At 40.9% G+C, this 25,206-nt stretch carries 16 protein-coding genes; 15 read left to right on the top strand and 1 reads right to left on the bottom strand.

Annotated elements, in window-relative coordinates; genetic code table 11:
* Window positions 1-68: 68 nt before the first annotated feature.
* Window positions 69-5,066 carry a translocation/assembly module TamB domain-containing protein gene (locus AK825_RS08660; protein WP_068036316.1) on the top strand — a complete coding sequence of 1,666 codons (4,998 nt, stop codon included), beginning with the start codon at window positions 69-71 and terminating at the stop codon, window positions 5,064-5,066.
* 141 nt (window positions 5,067-5,207) lie between these two features.
* Here AK825_RS08660 and AK825_RS14585 read toward each other — a convergent pair whose 3' ends face one another.
* Window positions 5,208-5,372, bottom strand: coding sequence for a hemin uptake protein HemP (locus tag AK825_RS14585; RefSeq protein WP_010200173.1), 165 nt, complete (start codon window positions 5,370-5,372; stop codon window positions 5,208-5,210).
* 303 nt (window positions 5,373-5,675) lie between these two features.
* On the opposite strand from AK825_RS14585, the gene AK825_RS08655 reads away from it, so the two are divergent.
* The 14 genes from AK825_RS08655 to rpsA all read left to right on the top strand — a co-directional run bounded on the left by AK825_RS08655 (window position 5,676) and on the right by rpsA (window position 24,964).
* Complete coding sequence (locus AK825_RS08655) at window positions 5,676-6,746, top strand: NUDIX domain-containing protein (RefSeq protein WP_068036314.1); 1,071 nt, start codon at window positions 5,676-5,678, stop codon at window positions 6,744-6,746.
* Window positions 6,747-7,111: 365 nt separating this feature from the next.
* On the top strand, window positions 7,112-8,233 hold the full coding sequence (locus AK825_RS08650; protein ID WP_068036312.1) for a lipocalin family protein: 1,122 nt from the start codon (window positions 7,112-7,114) through the stop codon (window positions 8,231-8,233).
* A gap of 411 nt (window positions 8,234-8,644) precedes the next feature.
* Window positions 8,645-10,090 carry a glyceraldehyde-3-phosphate dehydrogenase gene (locus tag AK825_RS08645; RefSeq protein WP_068036310.1) on the top strand — a complete coding sequence of 482 codons (1,446 nt, stop codon included), beginning with the start codon at window positions 8,645-8,647 and terminating at the stop codon, window positions 10,088-10,090.
* Between the two features lie 415 nt (window positions 10,091-10,505).
* Entirely contained in the window at window positions 10,506-11,714 is a 1,209-nt protein-coding gene (gene cgtA, locus AK825_RS08640) for an Obg family GTPase CgtA (protein WP_068036307.1), read from the top strand.
* Window positions 11,715-11,918: 204 nt separating this feature from the next.
* Window positions 11,919-13,091, top strand: a complete 1,173-nt coding sequence (gene proB, locus AK825_RS08635; RefSeq protein WP_068036306.1) for a glutamate 5-kinase — start codon at window positions 11,919-11,921, stop codon at window positions 13,089-13,091.
* Between the two features lie 285 nt (window positions 13,092-13,376).
* The gene (gene hemE / locus AK825_RS08630) at window positions 13,377-14,513 is read left to right on the top strand and encodes a uroporphyrinogen decarboxylase (RefSeq protein ID WP_068036304.1); all 1,137 of its coding nucleotides are present in this window, start codon (window positions 13,377-13,379) and stop codon (window positions 14,511-14,513) included.
* A gap of 109 nt (window positions 14,514-14,622) precedes the next feature.
* Window positions 14,623-15,690 (top strand): N-acetyl-gamma-glutamyl-phosphate reductase, encoded by a 1,068-nt coding sequence (argC, locus tag AK825_RS08625; protein WP_068036302.1) that lies wholly within the window; start codon window positions 14,623-14,625, stop codon window positions 15,688-15,690.
* A gap of 162 nt (window positions 15,691-15,852) precedes the next feature.
* Window positions 15,853-16,740, top strand: coding sequence for a hypothetical protein (locus AK825_RS08620; protein WP_068039252.1), 888 nt, complete (start codon window positions 15,853-15,855; stop codon window positions 16,738-16,740).
* A gap of 147 nt (window positions 16,741-16,887) precedes the next feature.
* A complete protein-coding gene (locus AK825_RS08615; protein ID WP_068036300.1) occupies window positions 16,888-17,301 on the top strand; it encodes an ATP-dependent Clp protease adaptor ClpS in 414 nt (137 codons plus the stop codon).
* Window positions 17,302-17,937: 636 nt separating this feature from the next.
* A complete protein-coding gene (gene clpA, locus AK825_RS08610) occupies window positions 17,938-20,526 on the top strand; it encodes an ATP-dependent Clp protease ATP-binding subunit ClpA (protein WP_068036298.1) in 2,589 nt (862 codons plus the stop codon).
* Between the two features lie 189 nt (window positions 20,527-20,715).
* Complete coding sequence (locus tag AK825_RS08605) at window positions 20,716-21,453, top strand: uracil-DNA glycosylase (protein WP_068036297.1); 738 nt, start codon at window positions 20,716-20,718, stop codon at window positions 21,451-21,453.
* Between the two features lie 18 nt (window positions 21,454-21,471).
* Window positions 21,472-22,089: a tRNA adenosine(34) deaminase TadA gene (tadA, locus tag AK825_RS08600; RefSeq protein WP_227514041.1), complete on the top strand. Its 618-nt coding sequence runs from the start codon at window positions 21,472-21,474 to the stop codon at window positions 22,087-22,089.
* A gap of 113 nt (window positions 22,090-22,202) precedes the next feature.
* Window positions 22,203-22,958, top strand: coding sequence for a (d)CMP kinase (cmk, locus tag AK825_RS08595; RefSeq protein WP_068036295.1), 756 nt, complete (start codon window positions 22,203-22,205; stop codon window positions 22,956-22,958).
* A gap of 314 nt (window positions 22,959-23,272) precedes the next feature.
* On the top strand, window positions 23,273-24,964 hold the full coding sequence (gene rpsA / locus AK825_RS08590) for a 30S ribosomal protein S1 (RefSeq protein WP_203226536.1): 1,692 nt from the start codon (window positions 23,273-23,275) through the stop codon (window positions 24,962-24,964).
* Window positions 24,965-25,206 lie beyond the last annotated feature (242 nt).

Here is a 25,206-nt window from a genome sequence, read left to right as displayed (position 1 = left end):
AGCCCAATGAGTCGCTTTTATTAATTCTACCAATTGCTGGTAATAATCTTTTAACGTAGTTGAGTGTCATGTTGACCAAAAAGACCCCGCCTGACCGTTCACCGGATGAAGATCCTGCCCAAAGAGATGCCCGCGCGGTAAGACGCTGGTATCCACTGTCCTTTGTACTTAAGCTACTGGTACTGATACTTATCGTTCTGCTGATTATGTTTGCGATCTTCTTTTACATGACAGGAACAGAGTCAGGTACGAAGTTTATCTTAGAAAAGATAAGTGCTGAGACGGGGATTGAGCTTAAATACGGTAAGGGAAATTTACGTGACGGCATTTGGGTTACGGATATAGATATCCAAGCGACTGAGGATCTTGAAATATTGGTGGACAAAGCTTATGTAAAAATAGGCTGGCGTGCTGTCTTTGCTAAAGAAGTGCATCTTAGTGATGCTGATATTCAGCGTATAGAAATTATTAATAATAAACCTCCAACTGGTGAAGCATTTGATTATAAAACGCTTAAACTTCCGGTTAATTTGCGTTTTGATCAAGCAAAAATAAAGAATATCGTTTACAAGCAAGTAACCAAAGATCCTATCGTGGTGCACGATATTAATGCTCGTGATTTAACGTGGGTAGGTAGTAAAGTGACGGTTGGTCGTGGTGATTTACGTTATGCAGATATTGTCAAAATCAGTGCATTGCAAGGCAGTATAGATTTACAAGGCGACTATCCGTTAGATCTCAGTGCTATCGCTGAAGTCAGTGCGTTAGAAAAGGCCTATATTGATCCACTAAACGTAACAGCGACAGGAACTTTAAAGCGCACAGTAGGTAAGGTGCGTAGTCGTTACAACGAGGGCGATGTCCGAGGTGAGTTTGTGGTGCAGGGGCTTGATAACGACTCACCATTCCAAGCTAAATTGCAATGGGATAATGTTGTTATTCCTTATGTAGATGCACAAAATATTCATTTAAAAAGTGGCACCGCTATCGCAGATGGGGTTATTTCTGAGATACGTCTACGTATTAATACAGAATTGACTGCTAAAGACATCCCTTCAGGACATTATCAAGGACGCGCAATCATTGCCAATAGTCAACTGCGTATTGATCGCTTAGATGCTGATGTACCAGCTGGACGTTTAGTATTGCAGGGCATTTTAGACTGGCAAGACAACTTCGATGCAAAAATACGAGCGACAGGTAGTAACTTTGATGTGCGTCGTGCTATTCCTGATGAATATACTGATTTTAAAGCGTATGCGCCGCAAAAGCTCAACGGCCGGCTATCAATGCATTATCAACAACAAAATAGCGCTGGGAATACGCAGATTGATGCTGACTTGCGTCAACGTGATGGCGAACACGTCAATGCCAATATTGTCCGTGGCAAAACGTCATTAAAATCTAAGCAAGTGGCACCTTGGTACATTGATGCTAAATGGCAAAATCTCACTCGTCGCAATGTACCTAACATTGGCAATATTGACAGTCCAAATGGACAGGCTGATGTCATCGTGCGCGGCTCAAGCTTATCGATCGATGCCAAGGCTCTTATCAATGAGCTAAACGCAGCGCCTAAAGGTAACTACGATGTAAAAGTTCGTAAAGTTGGTAATGTCATCGATATCAACGGTCTTAATTATAAAGGTATAGTCGGTGATTTATCAGGTAATGGGCAGATTCAGCTAGCGACTAAGCAGCGACCGTTGACATGGCAGATTGATGCACGTACCAATGGTTTGCTACCCAAACAATACCGTGACGATTTGCCACTTGAGCGCCTGACAGGAAGTCTCAGTGCTCGTGGTCGTTTGCTCAATATTACTAAAAACGGTGTCAAAGGTCAGCGACACATTATTAATTTGAATAAGACTGACTTGCAGGCTCAGCTTGATGCTACCCAAAATGGTCGCGACATTGGTATAGCAGGTAATGGCGATGCGAGCATTGATGTTGTCGGTGGCAAGCTATCAGTATTTGATGTACGTTTTAATGGTCAACTTGATACTGCTGATGTTCCCAATGGTCGACTATCCATTGATGCTGCTGGCACGCCAAAGTTAATCAACGTGCGTAAGCTAGATTATGCTGGTGAAGCAGGTGCTGTTAATGTGAAAGGTGTGATTGATTTGCGCCAAGATATTGGCTGGACAGTGAATGGGCGTTTTAACAATTTCGATTTAGGTTATTTTTTACCGAACAATCCAGCCATTCTCACTGGTGATTTGAACACGAGTGGACAATGGCAACCTGCGCCCAAAAACCGCCCTGATGCAAAGAGTAAGTTACGACGCTTTGCTATAAATTTCGATGGCGTACTGGATGCCAAGCAGCTCCCTGCTGGCAAACTGACTATTGATGCTAGTGGAGACTCACAACTCATTCGTATTAAGCGTTTCCGTCATGTGGGTGCCGCGGGTAGTATCGATGCTCAAGGGTCAATAGACGTGAGTAAAGGTATTGCGTGGGATATCAGCGCAGTGATGGATCGCTTTAACCTAGGTTACTTCCTAAAAGACACGCCAAGTACCATTACTGGCAGCATAAAAACGGATGGAAGTTGGAGTAAAGCGCAGCAAATTATCAATCTACAACAAATCAACCTAAATGGTACTTTAAAAGGTCAACCTTTGAGTGCTAAGGGTAGTTTAGCAGCCAAGTTAAACTTGCCAGAAGATTTAAGCAGTTATTTCCAGCGTCTAAAAGCTCAAGATGCTAAAGCTCAATATCAGCAGGTAAACGCGCTCATCGATAGTCTCAATGCTAGTAATCTTGTGCTTCGTTGGGGTGATAATTATTTGACTGCCAATGGCAACGCCAAGCAGCTACAAGCAAAGATTAATATTACTAGTCTCGATCAGCTTTCAGAAAAGCTTGCGGGTAAAGTAACTGGCGGTGCGACCTTGTCCCAGCCAGCAGGACAAGCGTTACCGACTATTTATATAGATCTAGTAGGTGAGCGTATCGCGTTACCTGGGTTTATATTACGTCAAGGCCGCATACGTGGTAAGTTAGTGAATCTAGCGAACAGTCCTAGCCAGTTCATTATTAGTGCCGAAGGTTTAGATGCAGCTGGACAAAGCTTCAAAAATGTTAATGCATCGTTTAGTGGTACCGAGCAGGCACATGTTGTTAATCTTGAGGTGGCTAATGAGAAATTAGATATCTCAGCACGGTTAAATGGTGGCTTCAACCGTGACCAGTTAAGTTGGTCAGGTGTGATAGGTAAAGGTCGCATCAAGTCACAGTATGCTACTTTAAATCAATTGCAGCCTGCACAGGTAATCGTTAACTTGCCAAAACCAGAAAAAAACGGTGGTACTAGTGATCTAAAAGTTCAATTAGCGGCACATTGTTGGCAAGCAAAAGATCAGACTGGCAAGCTATGTTTACGTGAAAATCTCATTGCTTCAGCCGCTGGTGGACAAGTCAATCTTGCGTTACAAAAGCTTGATGCATCACTGTTTTCAGTATTCTTGCCTAAAGATATCGATTGGCATGGTCAGATTAATGGTAAAGCTATTGTAGGGTGGCAACGTGGTAAGCCACCTACTATCAATATGACTTTGTATTCTGACAATGGCAAAATAGGTCTGATTCAAGATGGTGATGCTGCCCCTATAACCCTACCTTATGAGCGCGTATCTCTCATCGCATTGTCGGTACCTGAAGGACTAAAACTGCGTACAGATATCAATACTGGAAACGGTGCTCGCGGCTATGCCGAAGTAATCGTAGATCCGTACAAAACACCCAAACCAATATCAGGGGCGCTAGTACTCAACGAGCTTAATCTCGCTGTATTCAAGCCTTTCTTCCCAGGTATGCGCGTACTTGAAGGTAATATTACTATGGCAGGGGGCGTTGGCGGCACCCTAGATAAGCCACAGTTTTATGGAGATGTAAAACTTGCTAATGGCCGTGTTGCCATGCTTGATTTACCAGTTAATCTATCTAACGTCAATGTAGCTGCTAAAATTCGCGGCACCCAAGCGACGATTGATGGAAAGTTTAACAGTGGTACAGGTACGGGTACGTTGATCGGAACAGTTAATTGGCAACAAAAGCTGCAAGCTAAGCTCAGTGTTGTTGGCGAAAGATTGGTATTGACGCAACCACCATTGTTGTTGGCTGAGGTTAACCCTGATATTGATATAATCGTACGCCCAGGTGATCGTTACGTTAATATCGAAGGGGCGGTCAGTGTACCATCAGCGACTATTCGTCCTCCCGAAGCTAGCGAAGATATTATTACCCAGACCGAAGACGCTGTTGTGATTGATAGACGTTTAATTGGCAACATTGAGGACGTTTTGGCAGTCTCGAAACCATGGTCTATCAATGCTGATATAGGTATCGATTTGGGTGATGACATTAATTTCCGTGGTTTTGGTGCTGTTATTCCTTTGGCAGGTGCTCTCAATATTAATCAAAACGGTACTGGCATTATGCGAGCCAAAGGGGTTGTCCAAGTATCCCGTCGTACTAATATCAATGCCTTTGGTCAGAGCTTAGAACTCAATTACGGGCAAGTACGCTTCAATGGCGATGTTATGAAGCCAAACCTTAGTATCGAAGCAGTCAAAGTTATCGATGGCAAGACAGTAGGTTTGCGGGTTAAAGGTAATACTGAAAGTCCGAATATCATCGTCTTTAACAATGCAGGACTTACCCAGCAGCAAGCGATGAATGCATTGGTAACTGGCCGTATCAATAATACAGGTGCGACCCAAATCAGTGAGCAAGGCTTTAAGTCTCAGGTAACCAACAACCTAGCCGCTGCTGGACTAAGCTTCGGCCTTAGCGGTACACGTAGTTTAACTAATCAAATAGGTCAGGCTTTTGGTCTGCAAAGCCTAACTGTTGATGCTTCAGGCAGTAGTGAAGATACGAATGTTAATGTCACAGGTTACGTAACCCCTGATTTATATATTCGCTATGGAGTAGGTGTCTTTAATGCTCAAAATAGCTTGTCTATTCGTTACCAATTAACGCGCCGTATCTATGTTGAAGCAACTTCTGCGGCTGAAAATGCAGTGGATGTGGTCTATAGTTGGCAGTTCTAAACGGTAACGCTCTACATGCTTTCTTAAAAAGTGAGCGCAGTTGAAGACTATAATAAGAAGCTGCTATAAATAATTAGTACCCATTATTTTCCAATAAAGAACGCCTTTTGATAAAGGCGTTTTTTTGTAATAGCTTTCACATTATTTAGTCAGGATTAAACGATTATTACGAGTCAAACGCAGGCGGTATTCCTCACCTTCATGCTCAATACGCACCTCTTTAGTGAGTGCAAATAAATGCTGCGACTGAAGAGTAGGTAGTCGATTTTCACGGCAGTTCAAGTAACGAGAGATGACCATGCTCATAGTAAATTCCTTTTGATGAAATAGCTGTTTAAGTAATGACGATGCAATATTAATTAACGATAATAATTATCATTTACATTAGGGTTTTTTGCAAGGTAATTAATAAAATAAAATGCAGTCATTATGTAAACTTATCTGCAGTAATCGCCATAAAGTAATCATCAAGGAAGTTTTGAGTAAGATTTCGAGTAGATTAAACAGCTTCTTAAATTAACGTCAGCCTTACACCCTAATCTTTGTAAAATAATGAAACAGAGCGGTGATAAAAAAACCAATATAAGAACAGTAATAAAGGACATTACCATGCCAAACCAGTCAGATAAGCAATCAAAAAATATTCCAGTAACCATCGTAAATGTCGCTATCGCCGTCATTCATTATAAAGACAAATATTTGCTTGGGTTTAGAGATGCGTTGCAGCATCAAGGCAATCGCTATGAGTTTGTTGGCGGCAAGATAGACAACAAGGAAACGGCGAAACAGGCATTAATACGTGAAGTCGCTGAAGAGACGGGTATTGAAATTTCTGACAACACAATCGTTAAGCTTGGGCGCTTACATCATGATTATGGTGATAAGCAGGTAAGCTTACAGGTTTATAATATCGAGCTGACAACACAGCAGTACGAAAAATACAAACCTTTTAGCTACGGCTTAGAAGGGCAGGCTCTGACATGGGTAAATAAGTCTGAGCTATTGGCAGGGAACTATAACTTGCCAGCTGCTAATAAAACGATTCTTGAATGGCTACGTCTGCATTCAAAGATAGTGATTACCTATCCACTGGCACACTTTAGTACAAACCCTGACCCAGCGGCAGCATGGTTACAGTTTCATCAAAAACACTTAGCTGAAGAAGCTTGGGTATATATACGGGTCAAGTATGCAAGCTCAGAGAATATGGCAGAGCAACTGATGCGTTCACGTCCAGATATCTTCTCAATTATGCCTCATAATGATGATTGTCATTACTTGACAACTAGTCATCAAATAATAGCTTACCATTTGACGCATACTGCATTGATACAATGGTTCAATGCAGTTGAAAATAACTCTGTATCTGGTCAGTTATTACCTCCTAGTCATTCACTGATAATAAGTTGTCATGATGCAGACAGTATCTATGCAGCCAATAAGCTTGCCTCTGCACGTTTAGAGCAACAGCTGCCTCCAGTAATCGGTATTTTTTTATCGCCAGTACTAGCAACTCAAACGCATTCTAATGCTACGCCACTGGGTTGGAAGGAATGGTCAGCATTGGCAGTGCTTGCGGATATGCCTGTCATTGGCCTAGGTGGATTGTCACCAACTCTATTGGAACAAGCAACGCACTATGGAGCAACCAGCATAGCTGGCATTCGACAGTTTTTGTAATATTATGATAAAAGCTTCAAAGTAATAAAAAGACTGGCTATTATTTGATGAGCTATTGATTGCAAATCTCGATAATGCTTTTACATACGAGTTACTATGTGTTCGGTTTTTCAGATTAGAATAATATTACTTACAAACCGTTGCGTTTTCCTACATTGCCACACTGTTTTAAGATCAATCATGTCGTTAATATTGCATATGAAAGTATAGGGCGCTAAGTAAAAAGTAACAGTATTAGACACACAATACTCATTCTATTTTAACTAGATATTAAAGAACTCTATATTTCTAATATTCTATATTATTTTATAGATAAAATTTTTCGATAAACAAGATTCTAACCTATAAACCTCGATGGTATTTTTATGAAAACCAATGAGTTACCTACGCCAGAATGCTCTGACTTGCAGGCAGCTGGTTCTCAGTCTGGACGGACTCACCAATCAAGTTATAATTATTTGACGGGCGACAAAACAAAAGTAGTCGGTAATACCAGTTGCGCCAGTAATGATGCTAACTACAATGATAAGGCTGTGCACATGTTCTTAAGCGAAGAGATATCGATAGACGACGACTCTGCCGACGAGTGTTCAGATCATATTGCTGACATTACATCGATAAAAAAAAGCCGTTATAAGAAAAGTAAAGGCTTAGCATCAACCAAAGTATATGGCTCGAACGAACCTAGGGCAGCATCGCTCCATGCCTCTATAGATAGTAGCGAAAATAAAAAGCTTTCTAAAAATGATACATTACTAGTCGCAGCTGCTCAATGTAGCGAAGTTCCGGAGCGCGTATTTATGAATGGTCTTATCAAACATACTGGAATTGCGCTGGCAATTATTGTTCCATTGGCAGCATTTTCTGCTTACGCTGCCATGCCACCAGCGACAACTATTCAAGCGGCAGGTACAGATACAGTAAATACTGAAAAAACGACAGCGGCGCTCATAGATATCAAGTCATCTTCTATCGTTCATAATTCAGCTACTGAACCAACTACTGTAGATAGTCTAGACTTAGCAAAATATAGCGGAACATGGTATGAAATTGGACGCTTGCCGATGTACTTCCAACGAAAGTGTGCCAGTGATGTGACTGCTACTTATACGCCAAAAACTAAAGGCTCTGGTATTATTGTACTTAATCAATGTTCTGCTGAAGATGGCAAATCTATTACTGCTGAAGGATTGGCAAAGCCTGCGGACAGTACAGGCAGTAAGCTTAAAGTTACTTTTTTACCTTCATGGATTCGTTGGTTACCTGTAGGCCGTGCAGATTATTGGGTGCTAGCACATGACCCGAGTTATAAAACAGCACTAGTCGGTACACCAGACAAAAAGTATTTATGGTTGCTGGCACGTTCACCAAATGTTTCGCAAGAGACTTATTCGAACTATCGTAAGATTGCTCAGCAGCAAGGATATAACTTAAAAGAATTTAAACTGACTGATCACCGTAATCAAACGGTTAATCTAGTACCTTAACTTTTAATAATTTAACCTCGTATTAGGCCATGATAGCTAGCAGCTTACCTATTAAGAGTTTGGTACTGGTTGCAAATTTGAATTAACAAATAATCGAAGAGACAGCTAGATAGGCTGTCTTTTTTATACTTACAAATATGATTTTTGTCAAAAACAACAGATTAACAAGGTCAAACGTTAGCAATAAGCGTTATCACTGGCAAAATTAGGCATTTTGAGCTAAAATACACACCAATTAAAAGCCAAGATAAAGACTGCCAGAGAGGCTACAAACTTACATAAAAAAGCGGTTATAAATAAGTAGTTATAAGTAGCAATCTTATCTAAGTAACGATTAACCCAGTTCTTTATATTTTTTAGTACTTCTATAATTTTTCATATCCCACCAACTATATTTTACTGACCATAAGGATGTTCCTCGTGAGCCAAGCTAATACCTTACGCCAATTGCATCAAGACCGTCTAAACAGCTATAACAATCAAGAACAACAAGCTATTGAGCTGATTGGATTGTTAAATAAACTATATAACGAGCAAGACGTGCAAGTTACCTTGTTCGGTGAGACTCTTGACACAACTTCAGTGGGTCAAGTGCTAGCACTGCATCAAAAAGCTGCAATTCGTGAGCAGAATGGCAAGCCTATCGCTATTGCTGATACTTTAGAGATGGTCAAAGCGTTAGCAACCAGTGGTGACATTCAATCCGCACGTGTGGATGTCGGTCAACTGATTGCTAATGACACCGATTTGCAAGATGCTCTGCAAGCCATTGGTGATGATAAAGCTGCACAAAATGGTACTACTGATGTAGTGTTGTATGGCTTTGGTCGTATAGGCCGTGTGTTGACACGTCTGTTGTTATCGCAAGCATCAAGCGCAAGAGGCTTACAACTAAAAGCTATCGTCGTACGTCCAGCTGCTGCAGGTGATCTTGCCAAGCGTGCGTCACTACTTGAGCGTGACTCAATCCATGGTAGCTTTACCGGTGGCGTCAGTATTGATGATGACAACAACGGTATGGTTATTAACGGCCGTTTTGTCCAAGTTATTTATGCTAATGATCCAAGTGAGATTGATTACACTGCCTATGGTATCGACAATGCGTTAGTAATCGATAATACAGGTATATGGAAAGATGAAGCGGGTCTAGGTAAACATCTGCAATCTCAAGGCGTAAACAAGGTGCTATTGACTGCTCCTGCTGGTGGTGAGATTAAAAACGTCGTTTATGGTGTTAATAACGATACTGTTGGCGATGACACTATTGTCAGTGCTGCTAGCTGTACGACTAATGCTATTACCCCAACGTTAAAAGTATTAAACGATGAATACGGTATTGAGAACGGTCATGTTGAAACGATTCACTCATTTACCAATGATCAGAACTTAATTGATAACTATCACAAAGCTGATCGTCGTGGTCGTAGCGCTGTACTAAATATGGTTATTACTAGTACTGGCGCTGCTAAAGCGGTGGGCAAAGCGCTACCAGAGCTTAGTGGTAAACTGACTGGTAATGCTATCCGTGTACCTACGCCTAATGTTAGTTTGGCGATTTTGAACCTAAACTTAAAACAAGCACCAAAGAGTGCGGATGCACTAAACGAGTTCTTGCGTAAGATGGCCAACAGCAACACTTGGCAATCGCAGATTTCATATACCGATTCGACAGAAGCGGTATCAACTGACTTTGTTGGTACTAAGCATGTCGGAATTGTAGATGCGCAAGCTACTATCGTTACTGATAACCATGCCACTGTGTACATCTGGTATGACAATGAAGTCGGCTATAGCACCCAAGTATTACGCTTAGCGACTCAAATGGGCGGCATTAGCTATACGCAAATTCCTGCGTAAAACTTGTCAATATTAAGTTAAGCTTTTATTGAGCCGCTTTTTATAAGTACATTGTTGCGTAATTGGAATGTCCTTAATGTAAAACAACACCCGATATTCCATTTGGTTATCGGGTGTTGTTGCTATAATAGCTCGCATAGTGGTTCTAAGAGTTATAAAAAATTTCTAATACCTTTATAATATGACGATAAAAGCTTTGCTAACCAGTATCTAGTTTGAATTCATAACACACTTGCTTTATGGTAAGCGTATCTTGAAGTTAATTTAGGTCATTAAGCATGAATTTGATAACTAATCGATAAACAGACTAGTAGACAGATGAGTAGCAACCTAGACAAGCATACAGACACCTTGTAAGCACAAATATAAAATCAGTCAATGACTGTAATCCAGAAAGTAAATTAAGGAACGTAACATGCGATTTATTGATGAAGCCGTCGTAACGGTAAAAGCAGGTGACGGTGGTAACGGAATCGCCAGTTTTCGCCGAGAAAAGTACGTCCCGCGTGGTGGTCCTGATGGTGGTGATGGTGGTAGTGGCGGTGATGTATATGTCATTGCTGACGACAACACCAACACTCTAGTCGATTATCGTTATACTCGTCGCTACGATGCGATGCGCGGTGAGAATGGTCATAGTAGAAACTGCTCAGGTAAAGGCTCTGAAGATGTATTTTTGTCAGTTCCTATTGGTACTACCGTTATTGATACCGAAACTGATGAAGTCATCGGCGATATGACCGAAATAGGTCAGACGTTATTAATCGCTAAAGGCGGTGATGGTGGCCTAGGTAACACACATTTTAAAAGCTCAACTAACCAAGCACCGCGTAAGGCAACTTCAGGCTTTGAAGGCGAGTTGAAAATATTAAAGCTTGAACTGAAAGTTGTAGCTGATGTTGGGTTGATTGGTCTACCTAATGCCGGTAAATCTACTTTCATTCGTCAAGTATCTTCAGCTACACCTAAAGTTGCTGATTATCCATTTACGACTTTAGTACCCAATCTAGGTGTGGTTGATATTGGTATACATCGCTCGTTCGTGATGGCTGATATTCCAGGGCTTATCGAAGGTGCATCAGAAGGTGCAGGTCTTGGCATTCGCTTCTTAAAACATGTGGCACGTACCCGTCGTTTACTGCACATCGTTGATATTCAACCTCTTGACGGTAGTGACCCTATTAATAATGCTCGTATCATTCTAAACGAGCTTGAGCGTTTTTCTCCTGAATTGGCCAATCTTCCACAGATTTTAGTTTTAAATAAAACCGATCAAGTGGTTGATGAAGAAGAGTTGAATGAGCTGTGTGACCGTATCGTCTCCGAGCTTGGCTGGACAGGCGTGGTATTTCGCACTTCAACGTTAACTGGTGATGGCGTAGATCCAGTCAAATATCATTTGATGAACGAGATTGAGCTAGAACGTGAACGAGAAATTGAAGAGCCTGCCTTTGCTGAAGCACAAAAAGCGCGCTTTGAGCGTTTAGAGGCAGAAGTGCGTCGCAATACTGATGCACAACGTGAAGCTTATCGTGCTGCTCGTAAAGCTCAGCGCGAAGGTACTGATCTGGCAGATGACGATTTTGACGATGATGACGGTGTCGAAGTAATCTATACCCCTTAAATCGCCCATCTAAAATGTAGCGACATAACAAGCCGCATATTAGAAACAAAGAAATGCTAGCCGTAATGACGACTAGCATCCTCTGCTAACCATTATACAAATTTGTTATTATTATTTGTGATCTTTAATCAGTTCCTCATATTACAAAAGAACAGGTTGCCTATTAATCTTTTAAATCAATCCCCACAATATACAGGAGTTTTTATGGCAGATGACATGGAACAAACGACCGAAGAAGCAAGGTTCATCAAACAGGACCGCAACTTTGATATTCAGCGCGTTATTGTCAAGATTGGCTCATCATTGTTAACCAATAATGGTCGAGGGCTTGATCGAACTGCTATTTATGAGTGGGCTAAACAGATTGCTAATCTGCATAAACAAGGAGTGGAAGTACTACTGGTGTCATCAGGTGCAGTTGCTGAAGGCGTAGTACGTATGAACCTTGAGGAGCGCCCAAAAAAATTGGCGGCATTACAGGCCTGCGCTTCTATTGGTCAGATGGGTTTGATTGAAACTTGGTGGTCAGCACTAATTCAACATGGCATACAAAGCTCTCAGCTATTGTTAACCCATGATGACTTGTCTAATCGTAGCCGTTATTTAAATACGACTGGCGCGTTAACCCAATTATTAGAATGGCGTGTGCTGCCAGTAATTAATGAAAATGACACCATCACTATTGATGAGATCAAGTTTGGTGATAATGATACTTTAGGCGCGATGTCAGCGGCTATGGTCAATGCCGACTTATATATTATCTTAACGGATCAAGAAGGCGTATTTACTGATAATCCGCGCAATAACCCTAACGCTAAAATGATACGTCAAGAGCGTGCAATGGCAGATTATCTCTTTGACATTGCAGGAGATGGTGGCAAGCTTGGACGTGGCGGAATGCTAACCAAAATTCGTGCTGGTCGTCTTGCGGCAATGGGCGGCTGCCCAACCGTTATCGTGAGCGGTGCGATTGATGATGTCATTACTCGCGTGGTATCTGGTGAAGCAGTCGGTACACTATTAACGACTAACGATGCTGATAAGATTATTGCGCGTAAGCAGTGGTTAGCAGCGCATTTGCGCATGTCAGGCACTCTCATTGTTGATGCTGGTGCTGCCAAAGCGCTGACAGAGCATAATAGAAGCTTATTGCCAGTCGGTGTGGTAGAAGTGCGTGGTGATTTTGATGAAGGCGATGTAGTAGAAATCGTTCACCAAGATACAGGCGAGCGTTTAGCAGTTGGGCAAATGAACTTCTCATCTAATGATGCACGCCGTGTCGCCCGTGAGCGTACTGAGCAATTTGATAGAATTCTCGGTAATAAGGAAGAGCGTGTAGTAATGGTACATCGTGATAATTTAGCACTATCCATGTGATGTTATCTATCAAAAGTAGATAGATGGCTTAAAGTGGTACGGATACATAGCTGGTCTATGAAAAACACTCACTATTGCCTAAGATTACTAGATAGTCGTAAGCATCGTTATTTTTTAAAACTAATGCCATATTAGATTCTTTCTTTATGGCATTAACTATGTATACGTTCATATTTGCTAATAATTGATAGTAACCTGTATTTGATTTATATATTTTCAAGCTTAATTTTTCTTCATTTTTAATAATGATAACAATGAATATCGTACTCTTTTGGAGATTTGTGCATGAGTGCCTCAAATAGTATTAACACACCTCAGCAAGATTTTGCGCCCTTAAAAAATGACAGATTGTTACGCGCATTACGCTTTGAGCCTATAGATACCACACCGGTATGGATGATGCGTCAAGCTGGTCGTTATTTACCAGAATATAAGGCAACTCGTGCCGAGGCTGGGGACTTTATGAGTCTGTGTAGAGATACGGATCGGGCGACAGAAGTGACCTTGCAGCCATTGCGTCGTTATGATTTAGACGCTGCTATCTTATTTAGTGATATTCTGACTATTCCAGATGCCATGGGTTTAGGTTTATATTTTGAGACTGGGGAAGGGCCTAAATTTAAACATCCTATCCGTCAACAGTCAGATCTTGATAGATTGCCAACGCTTGATGTGAATGACTCTCTTGATTACGTCATGCGCGCTGTGACTAGTATTCGTAAAGCTTTAAATGGACAAGTACCGTTATTTGGTTTTTCTGGTAGTCCGTGGACGCTTGCTACTTATATGATTGAAGGCGGTAGCTCAAAAGATTATCGTTATACTAAAGGTTTTTTGTATAGCAATCCTGAGTTTTTACATCAGTTATTAGATAAGCTAGCAACTGCTGTAATTGATTATCTAGATGCGCAAGTCATTGCTGGGGCCCAAATTTTACAGATATTTGATAGTTGGGGCGGGGCGCTCGGGCATCGTCAGTTCGTTAATTTTTCACACGCCTATAATAAGCGTATCGTTGCAGAATTGAAAATACGTCATCCTGATGTGCCAGTCGTATTGTTCACCAAGGGCGGTGGCCTCTGGCTTGATATCCAAGCTGATAGTGAGGCTGATGCTTTAGGCTTAGACTGGACAATGCCGATTAATCGTGCTCGTCAAGTGTTGATTGAAAGCCAGCGTCGGTTGACCAAACAGCATAAGAAGCTCCAGAGCAGTAAAGCCATCCAAGGTAACTTAGATCCAGCGACGTTGTACGGCTCACCTGCGACTATTCGCTCTGAAGTAAACGCCATGCTTGACAGTGCTTATATTGGTGGTGAAAAGACAGGTTACGTGGCAAACTTAGGTCACGGCATCACTCAGTGGGTTAATCCTGACAATGCTAAAATATTTATTGACGCCGTACATGATTACCAAATTTAAGCGTTATTAATCTAAGTACAAGCCTCAGAATAAACAGAGCTTTTAACTTCAATTAATCTAAAGCTTAGTAAGTGTAATATTTAATGACTAACTATTAGAAGGATATCTTATGATTTCAGCAGCTATTGTTGGCGGTACAGGCTATACAGGTATCGAGCTTATTCGCTTGCTATCAGCACATCCTAAGGTGTCCATTGATTTGTTAACGTCGCGAAATGAGGCAGGAACACGGGCGGACGAGATATTTCCAAGCTTACGTGGTATCTCTGATCTTGTCTTTAGCGACTTAGGAGATGATACGCTATCTGCTTTGCAAAAATGTGATGTAGTGTTTTTTGCTACGCCACATGGGGTAGCGATGAAGCAAGCTGAAGCATTAGTTCAAGCTGGTGTGAAGGTTGTCGATTTAGCAGCTGATTTTCGCTTACAATCATTAGCAGATTTCGAGCATTGGTATCAGCAGTCTCATGCCTGCCCTGAGCTGCTTAAGACGGCAGTATATGGGCTCCCTGAGCTTAATCGTGATAAGCTTGCGGCGGCATCAATTGTAGGCAACCCTGGTTGTTACCCGACCACAGCCATCCTAGGATTAAAACCCATTATTGAGATACAAAATAAAAAAGCAACACGATTGATTGAATCACGTATCGTCATCGACGCTAAATCTGGAGTATCAGGTGCTGGTCGTCAAGCAAGCCTTGCACTAAATTATGCCGAAACGACTGATAATTTTAAGGCTTATGGCGTTGGCGGACACCGTCATTTACCTGAAATTGAACAAGGCGTTGAGCAATTATTGGGTAGTCAATTCTCGCAGCAGATTCGCTTTTTACCCCACTTAGTGCCAATGATTCGTGGTATGTTTAGCTCTATTCATATGGTGCTAACAGAAGCTGGTAGTAGCGTGGACTGGCAGCAAGAGTTTGAGACTAGCTATACAGAGGAAGCCTTTGTGGATGTTTTACCACGCGGCATCTATCCTGATACGCGTAGTGTACGTGCTAGCAATCGTTTGCGTATAGCCATACATCAAGATAATGCACGCGGAGAGTTAACTGTGCTAGTAGTACAAGATAACCTCGTAAAAGGCGCAGCAGGACAGGCAATACAAAATATGAACGTAATGTTTGGGCTTGATGAGACATTAGGGTTAAACGCTGCACCGATTGTACCGTAAAATATAAAGCTTCAAAGTTAAAAGAGATATTTATACGGAATGTAGTGCTGACTTATCACAGAAACTTTACTATTAAGTCATCACGCTTACAGCGCTATGCTAGGTATTGACTTTAAATTCCGTTATAATATCTCGCCTTTACTGTTAAGAGATATTGTCCAGATGCGTGTTAAGAATGCCCCCCGCTTGCGCTCCCAGCCAGCACGATCATCGTGTCACGCGTCTGCATTTGTATCTTGTCAATCTGTTTCTGATGATACGGTACAGCCATTAATAAATAGGAATGACCATATAAAATATAATAAAGGCATTGGCATTAGACAACAAGGCACATCAACATGGCTGCTGGCATTATTCGTGGTAGCTATACTGGTGACCGCGATAGTTGCTATTTTACTAGGGCACAAGCTTGGCTATCAACGCGGTTATTACGCTTTAAAGTCAGAAACTCAGCAAGCGACTATCAATAGTCAGGAAGCTACTAATGAGCTCAAAGATCTACGCATTAGTCATAAAGTCTTGACTAACCAAGTAGAGACAGCTAAGCAAGAGCTTACCATTAGCCTAGCAAATTTAGATGAGCTACGTCAAAAGCAACAAGACTTGAAGGTCGATAACAGACAAGTCTCGCAGTTGAATGACTTATATGCCGAATTTATCGCTGAACAAGGAGGCATGCCTTTACAGATATTAGGTGCAAAAATTGAACCGTTACCCGAAAATGCCTTCGAATATGGTTTTGATGTAGGGATGCTTAGTGAGGATGGTCTCGCCAAAAATCTTAAGGTTACGTTGACTCTACAAAATAAAGATAACTTTGTCGAGGTTCCATTAGATCCTGCACGTTATGCTATTGAAGGAATTGTTCGTATTCGCGGTCGTTTTGTGATGCCTACAGGGTTTAAACCGTTACAAGTTAAGCTCAGCTTAGAAGCAGGTGATCAGCAAGTCGAGCAACTATATGACTGGAAGCTCGGTGCTATGGTAGATAGTATGCCATTATCATTAATGGACTTACCAGAGGTTGATCAAAGTCCTATTGAGCCATAAACAGGTTACACACGACTATTATAAAACAGTTTTTAGGTAGAGTTTATATTGACTAACTCTTCCTAATTATCTTATTTCTTTATAACCTACTATTTAGTCTATATCAATTATTCTTATACTAAACTCTCTATTGAAACTACCTTTATTATGACTAAAAAACAAATAATAGCGCACCCACAACCTACTGTTGTTGACTGGCATTTTCCAAGTATCCCAGCCGATCACCGTGCTCAAGATGGTGATACTGACAGCGAGACAGCTCCACAGGCAGACGTTTTGGTTGCAGAGCCTGAAGTAGCCAAGCCACCAATGTATGCTGTGGTTATGTATAACGATAATTATACTCCGATGGAATTCGTTGTATATGTTTTACAGTCGGAGTTCCGCCATAACATCGACTCAGCGGTTGAAATCATGCTGACCATTCATAATAGCAGTAAAGGTATTGCCGGTATTTACCCTAAAGATATCGCTGAAACTAAAGCCAAAAAAGTAAATAGCTTGGCTCACCGTGAAGGCTATCCATTGCTTACTCAAATTGAACCTCATCAAGGCGAATGAAATTATCCATCTTATAAACTAATATCCAGATAATAAGTCAAACTCACACCTATATTCGTATCCAATATAATCCCTCTACTCTTGATTTTTAATAATGATAGCCTTATATAAGGCTTATCGATAAATTTTGTTTACCTTGTCACTTCATCTACTTAAATCATTATATTCCGTTAATATTAATCTTATCTTACTTCTAAACGTTTTTGATTTGATAATCTAGGACGTCGTTTTCCCGTCTTTTTTACTTTGGTTTTTTGATTCAAAAACTAATTATTAGCAATGTTCCTTATCAAAACCTATCCTTAATTTATCGTCATTTTCAGCTTGATTGATATTATAAGTAGAGCTATCTGGATTGCGTAGTACGTGCTCTTATGTATAAAGTGAAGCTTATAATGCATGAATCCTGATAATTATACCCTTTGATACATTTTAGTACGTGTTAATAGATTGACTATATGTAACTATCATGTTGAGATGAATAAGTGCTGATGCTAAATGTGGTTGCAATTGTATTATAGCCAATGTCTTTTGATAACTATCATGTTTTGACCTTGAACAATCCCTTTGTCGCCCTGATTTATCAATTAAGCTATTAAATTATTATAAAGAGTTGTATAACCGTAGGAATTTCTTATGTTAAGTCGTCACCTTGAAGTCTCTTTGCGTTTGGCAATGACGCTTGCGCGCCAAAAATCACATGAGTATCTCACTGTTGAGCATTTATTATTAGCCCTTCTTGAGAACACGCATGCTGCTAATACCTTAACTGCCTGCAATGCAAATGTTTCAAATCTACGTACGGAGCTTGAAGCTTATATTGATAAGCACACGCCTACGATAGATGTAGATATGGAGCAATCACCACAGCCTACCCAAAGTTTTGATCGTATCTTGCAGCGCGCTATTTTTCATGTTCAGTCCATCGGTGGAGGCCGTTTGGTTGAAGGCTCAGATATTTTAGTATCTATGTTTTCTGAGCATGATACCTATGCTGTCTACTTGCTCAAAAAGCAAGGTATTAGCCGCTTGGAGCTTACTCAATATCTCTCACATGGACAAGATAAAGATGAGCCATCTGAGCCACGTGCTTCTATTACTGGAGAGCGACGCAGTGCCTCAGAGAAGACTAGCAAAGATCCGTTAGTAGAGTTTGCGAGCAACCTTAATCAGCGTGCGGCAGAAGGCAAGACTGATCCATTGATTGGCCGTGCTTCTGAGATTGAGCGCACCGCACAAGTACTATGTCGTCGCCGCAAAAACAATCCGCTATTAGTAGGTGAGCCAGGAGTCGGTAAAACCTCTATTGCTGAAGGTTTGGCGTGGCTAATTATCAATGATAAAGCACCAAAACCGTTAAACGGCTGCGTGATTTATAGCCTTGATATTGGTGCCCTGATAGCAGGTACTAAGTATCGTGGTGATTTTGAAAAACGTATGAAATCGCTACTCGATGCACTTAAGAAAAAACCTAATGCTATCTTATTCATTGACGAGATTCATATGATTATTGGTGCAGGTTCATCAATGAGCAGCAATATGGATGTGTCAAATCTGATTAAACCGGCTCTTGCAAACGGCGAGTTGCGCTGTGTGGGTTCGACGACCTTTACTGAATATCGTCAAGTGTTTGAAAAGGATCATGCGTTATCACGTCGCTTCCAAAAAATCGATGTAAAAGAGCCGAGTGTCGAGGATAGTATCGATATTTTACGCGGTCTCAAACCACGCTATGAAGAGTTCCATAACGTTGAATATACTGATGAGGCGCTAGTAACTGCAGTACAGCTATCGTCTAAGCATATTCATGAACGTTTTTTACCAGACAAAGCGATTGATGTTATCGATGAAGCTGGTGCCTATAAGCGTCTAGGGGTTATTCCAGATGCGGACGATATCAATGCAGAAGACAGTTTAATTGCTGATTTAGATAAAAATATCGGTGATCAAGATTATGAAAGTATCGATACTGATAATGCTGATATTGATAATGAAATGCAGGATGAGGCAGCCGCAGCTAAAGCAAATGATCAGTCTAAGAACTATGAAGATTTGCAAACTGCTAACAATAAAAAGCCACCGATGAAAATTGATGTTGCTGATATTGAAGCTATTGTAGCGAAGCTTGCACGTATTCCGCCCAAATCAGTTTCCAGCGATGATAAGAGTATTCTTGAGCATTTAGATCGCGATCTTAAGCACTTAGTATTTGGACAAGATGAAGCTATTGCGACACTTGCAGATGCAATTAAGCTTTCGCGAGCAGGTTTGAAAGCTCCAGAAAAACCTATCGGCTCATTCATGTTTGCAGGGCCTACAGGGGTTGGTAAGACAGAAGTGTCGCGTCAACTAGCAAATCTATTAGGAGTAGAGCTTGTACGTTTCGATATGTCAGAGTATATGGAAGCGCATACTGCTTCACGTCTAATTGGCGCGCCTCCAGGCTATGTCGGTTATGACCAAGGCGGTTTACTTACTGAGAAGATTAATCAGCATCCGCATTGTGTGTTGCTATTTGATGAGATTGAAAAAGCGCATCCTGATGTTTTCAATTTATTGTTACAAGTTATGGATCATGGTACGTTAACTGATAATAATGGTCGTGTGGCTAGTTTTAAGCAAGTTATCGTTATTATGACTACCAACGTGGGTGCAGATAGTATTAGTCGCTCATCTATGGGCTTTACCCAGCAAGATCATAGCCGTGACAATACTGAAGCATTGAAACGAGTCTTTACGCCTGAATTCCGCAACCGTTTGGATGCAATTATTCAATTTAATCCATTAGATACATCGGTAGTTATTTCTGTCGTTGATAAGTTCTTAGTAGAGTTACAAGTACAGCTTGATGACAAACAGGTTACCTTAGAGATTGATGACGAGGTACGTGATTATTTGGCTGAAAAAGGTTATGACCGTCTGATGGGCGCGCGTCCGATGCAGCGTTTAATCCAAGATGAGATTAAAAAACCATTGGCAAATATGATTTTATTTGGTGATTTGGTTAATGGCGGGGTGGTACATATAACCCTAGAACCAGAACAAAATGATGAGCTAGATACCGCTGCTGATAGTGTTTCGCTTGACAAGAATGAAGCTACGCAAAGTAGTAGCGTGCCAAGTGGCAACATGCAAAGTGATAAAGGATCAGCAGATAGCCGGATTATACTGACTGTCGTTGAAATCCATGAACCACGTTCAGACTCTGAGTCCCTAGCAAGCTAATTACCTTCTACTTCTAAATCAAAAAACGGTTACTTCGGTAGCCGTTTTTTTATGATTTTCGTTTATGCTATTGCTATACTTTATAACAAAGCGAACATAACATTTTGCTAGTATAGATTTTAAGATGAGTTTTGGAATATTACTGCCTATCTTTTATCTAACTGATAACGAATAAAAAAAGGATACATTATGGAACTGTTCAGTGAACAGACGACCAAAACAGCAGAGCAAAAACAGGCAATTTTAGACAATGTCCGTCTACCAGAAGACTGGAAAACTGCGTTAGCAGATGAATTAACGTCTGAGAATATGGATAATCTACGTGAGTTTCTAAAGGAGTCTTATCAATCAGATGATAGTGTATATCCACCTGCTCCTTTGATGTTCAATGCTTTTAACTTAACGCCTTTATCACGAGTTAAAGTCGTTATTTTAGGACAGGATCCTTATCACCGTCCAGGTCAGGCAATGGGGTTATCATTTTCTGTACCGAAAGCAATTCCTAAACCACCTTCTCTTAACAACCTACTTAAAGAGATGGCAGATGATATCGGTACTAGTTACTCGGCACATGGCGATTTGACCTATTGGGCGCAGCAGGGTGTTCTATTGTTAAATAGTTCCCTAACAGTCAGAGAAGGTGAGCCAAACAGTCATCAAAATAAAGGCTGGGAGCAGTTTACTGATGCTGTCATTGATGTGGTCAATGAACAAACAGAGCATACCGTATTTATATTGTGGGGTAGTAAAGCACAGAAAAAAGGTAAATATATAGACACTGACAAACATCTTATTTTGACAGCAGTACATCCTTCACCTCTTGCAGCCAATCGCGGTGGATTTTTTGGTTCTAAGCCGTTTTCTAAGACCAATGATTATTTAGTACAGTACGGTCAAGCGCCGATTGACTGGCAGTTGCCACAATAAATGATAAATTACCAGAATATGAATTTACAGTCTTATGACTTAATAGATAGCCAGTTAATAGCTAATAAATTCGCTGATATCCAACTTGCAACCAGTACGTTTTGGTCAATCCAAGACGTTAAATGGATGCAGGAGGCTCTTAGAATTGCTAAGCAAGGTGCTGAGCGTGGAGAGGTGCCAGTAGGAGCAGTTCTAGTGCATGATCAGCGAATTATTGGGCAGGGATTCAATGAGCCAATTGGTCGCCATGATGTGACTGCACATGCTGAGATAGTAGCACTAAGAGATGCCTGTACGCGTTTAAAAAATTATCGTTTGCCACTTCAGACCACACTGTACGTGACTTTAGAGCCTTGCACGATGTGTATTGGTGCGCTGATTCATGCACGTGTTGATAGGCTGATATACGCAACGAGCGAGCCACGCGCTGGCATGGTTGGTAGTCAAATGAATTTACCGATACAGTCTTTTTATAATCATAATATTAAAGTGCACAATGGTTTATGTCGAGCACATAGTAGTCAGATGCTTAAGCGCTTTTTCCGTGAGCGTCGACAAGTAATGAAAAAAATCAAGCACAATATTAATAATAAACAAGATATGAGTCTTGGTGATAGTGTGGTTTCTTTGCTATAATATTGCCCTATTTGATGGCTAACCAGTTAATCTGTTGTCAATCGTCTGATAAATAAGTAAATAATGTCCTAGGTTGCTATTACATAAGTAGCGTCTATTATTAAGTGAGTGTTATGACTGTCTCTACACCTAATGCTAACAATAGTAGCCAAATGCAGCCGTTGAGCTATCCTGTCATTTGTATTGATGGGCCAAGCGGTGCAGGTAAAGGCACGGTAACATGGCGATTAGCACAAGCGTTAGATTATCAGTTGTTAGACTCAGGTGCTTTATATCGTATTGTAGGACTGAAGGCTTTTGAGGCGGGATTGATTAGTGCAGATGCAAGCGAAGCCATTGATGAGATGGCTGTATTAGCGTTGACTCAAAGCTTAGAGATTGCTTTTGTACCTAATAATAATTCAGGGCGTGTCGATATTCTTGTCAATGGTGAGGCGGTCGGTGAACAAGTCCGTAACGAGACCATTGGAGGCTATGCATCACAAATAGCAATATTTCCGAAAGTTCGTCAAGCATTGTTAAAATTGCAACAAGATATGGCAACTCGTTCAGGGTTGGTTGCTGATGGTCGCGATATGGGTACAGTGGTGTTCCCAGATGCTGATGTAAAAGTGTTTTTGACTGCCAGTGCTGAAGCGCGTGCCGAGCGCCGTGTCACTCAGCTACTAAGCGCTGGTCAAACAGCAGATTTTGAAGCGATTTTAGCCACGATTAAAGCCCGTGATGATCGTGATGAAAACCGCGCAACTGCACCATCAAAACCAGCAGAAGATGCATTGCTACTCGATAGCTCATCCTTAGATGCTAATATGGTTTACGAGAAAGTTAAGAAACATTGTCAGGATAAAGGTATTTGTTTTAATAGATAATAAAAACAACATAGTAAGTGCCAAAAACTTTGCTATAAGGTGTGGTTTTAGTATAAAATCATAGTAGTAAAAATCTATAGATTTTAGAATTCTATTTGTAGAAATCGTTTAATAATACATATACGTCTATAGTAGATATAAAAAATCTTAATGTGAGACAGTTGTTGCTAATGAGTTCGCCAAATAATTCGCTTATTATCAACAAACGTTTTTTTATATGATTGTATAAGATATAAAACCAGTATTCTCGTTTTATGTAATCATAAATTTGATCCGTACTGTGCTGGACAGGCTACGGCTATACAAAGGTAGACATAATGGAATCATTTGCTGAACTATTTGAAGCGAGCATCGAAGAAACAGGTCTGGATATCGAGCGTGGCTCGGTTATCACTGGTACTGTTGTGGCCATCGATAACGACTGGATCACTGTTGATACTGGTCTGAAATCTGAAGGTATTGTCGCTCGTGAAGAGTTTTTAAGCGAAGAAGGCGAACTTGAAGTTGAAGTTGGCGATAGCGTTGATGTCGTGGTTGAAGCAGTTGATAACGGTATGGGTCAAACCTTACTGTCACGCGAAAAAGCCAAACGCGTTGAAACTTGGAATATCCTTGAAAAAATCTCTGACAATGATGAGATCGTAAAAGGTATTATCTCAAGTAAAGTTAAAGGCGGTTTCACTGTAGATATCGGTTCAGTACGCGCATTTTTACCAGGTTCATTGGTAGACGTACGTCCTATCCGTGACACTACGCATCTTGAAGGTAAAGAGCTAGAATTCAAAGTTATCAAACTTGACCAAAAACGTAACAACGTTGTGGTAAGTCGTCGTGCAGTTATGGAAGCTGAAAACTCAGCTGAGCGCGAAGAGCTATTGAACAAGCTTGAAGAAGGTATCGAAATCGAAGGTATCGTTAAGAACCTTACTGATTACGGTGCATTCGTTGACCTTGGTGGTATTGATGGTCTATTGCACATCACTGATATGGCATGGCGCCGTATTAAGCACCCATCAGAAGTTGTTGAAGTGGGTCAAGACCTAAAAGTTAAAGTATTGAAGTTTGACCGTGAGCGTAATCGCGTAAGCCTAGGTCTAAAACAACTTGGTACTGATCCTTGGGATAACGTTGGCGGCACATACCCAGTAGGTAGTGTGGTTAAAGCACGCGTTACTAACTTGACTGATTATGGTTGTTTCGCTGAGATTTCTGAAGGTATTGAAGGTCTAGTACACGTATCAGAAATGGATCATACCAACAAAAACATCCATCCATCAAAAGTCGTTCAAGTGGGTGATGAAGTTGAAGTAATGATTCTTGATATCGATGAAGAACGTCGCCGTATCAGCCTAGGTATCAAACAGACTCTAGCTAATCCATGGGATGAGTTTGACAAGAAACATGAGCGCGGTGATAAAATCACTGGTACGATTAAATCTATCACTGACTTCGGTATCTTTATCGGTCTAGACGGTGGTATTGATGGTCTTGTTCATCTATCTGATATCTCTTGGAACGAAACTGGCGAAGACGCTATCCGTAACTACAATAAAGGCGACACCGTTGAAGCAATGGTATTGTCAGTAGATGCAGAAGCTAACCGTATCAGCCTAGGCGTGAAGCAGTTAAGCTCTGATCCATTCAACGAATACCTAGTCAACAATGACCGTGGTGCTATCGTTAATGGTAAAGTGAAAGAAGTAGATGCTAAAGGCGCTACTATCGAGCTTGCTGATGAAGTTGAAGCTTACCTACGTGCCTCTGAGATTCAACGTGACCGCGTTGAAGATGCTACTAAGCATCTAACTGTTGGTGATGATGTTGAAGCGAAAATCATCAGTGTCGATCGCAAAACACGCAACATTAACTTGTCTATCAAAGCGAAAGACGAAGCTGAAGAGCGTCAAGCGATTAAAGATCTTGGTAGCACGAGCACTACTGCTACTCCAGGTTCTGATGCACAGCCAAAAACTATTGGTGACTTGATTAAAGAGCAAATGCAGTAAGCTGCACGCTTTTGATATATTAGTAGCATAAAAAGAAAGCGACTTCGGTCGCTTTTTTTTATTTAATTTTTATCACTACTTATAAATAGTTATAATTTCATTTTCATTGCTAATAAATTCCGCTATTATTTGCAACTCTGAGTAACGAAATGTAAACTACTACCAGTAATCTAATATGTCATAGAGATTTAAACTATGACTGTCTATATTATAATTTTTTGAAGTACGCTACTCGAAACAGA

This window comes from Psychrobacter sp. P11G5, assembly GCF_001593305.1.
GTDB lineage: Bacteria > Pseudomonadota > Gammaproteobacteria > Pseudomonadales > Moraxellaceae > Psychrobacter.
Note: the sequence above shows the minus strand (reverse complement) of the source record. Positions and strands in the feature narration are given on the sequence as shown.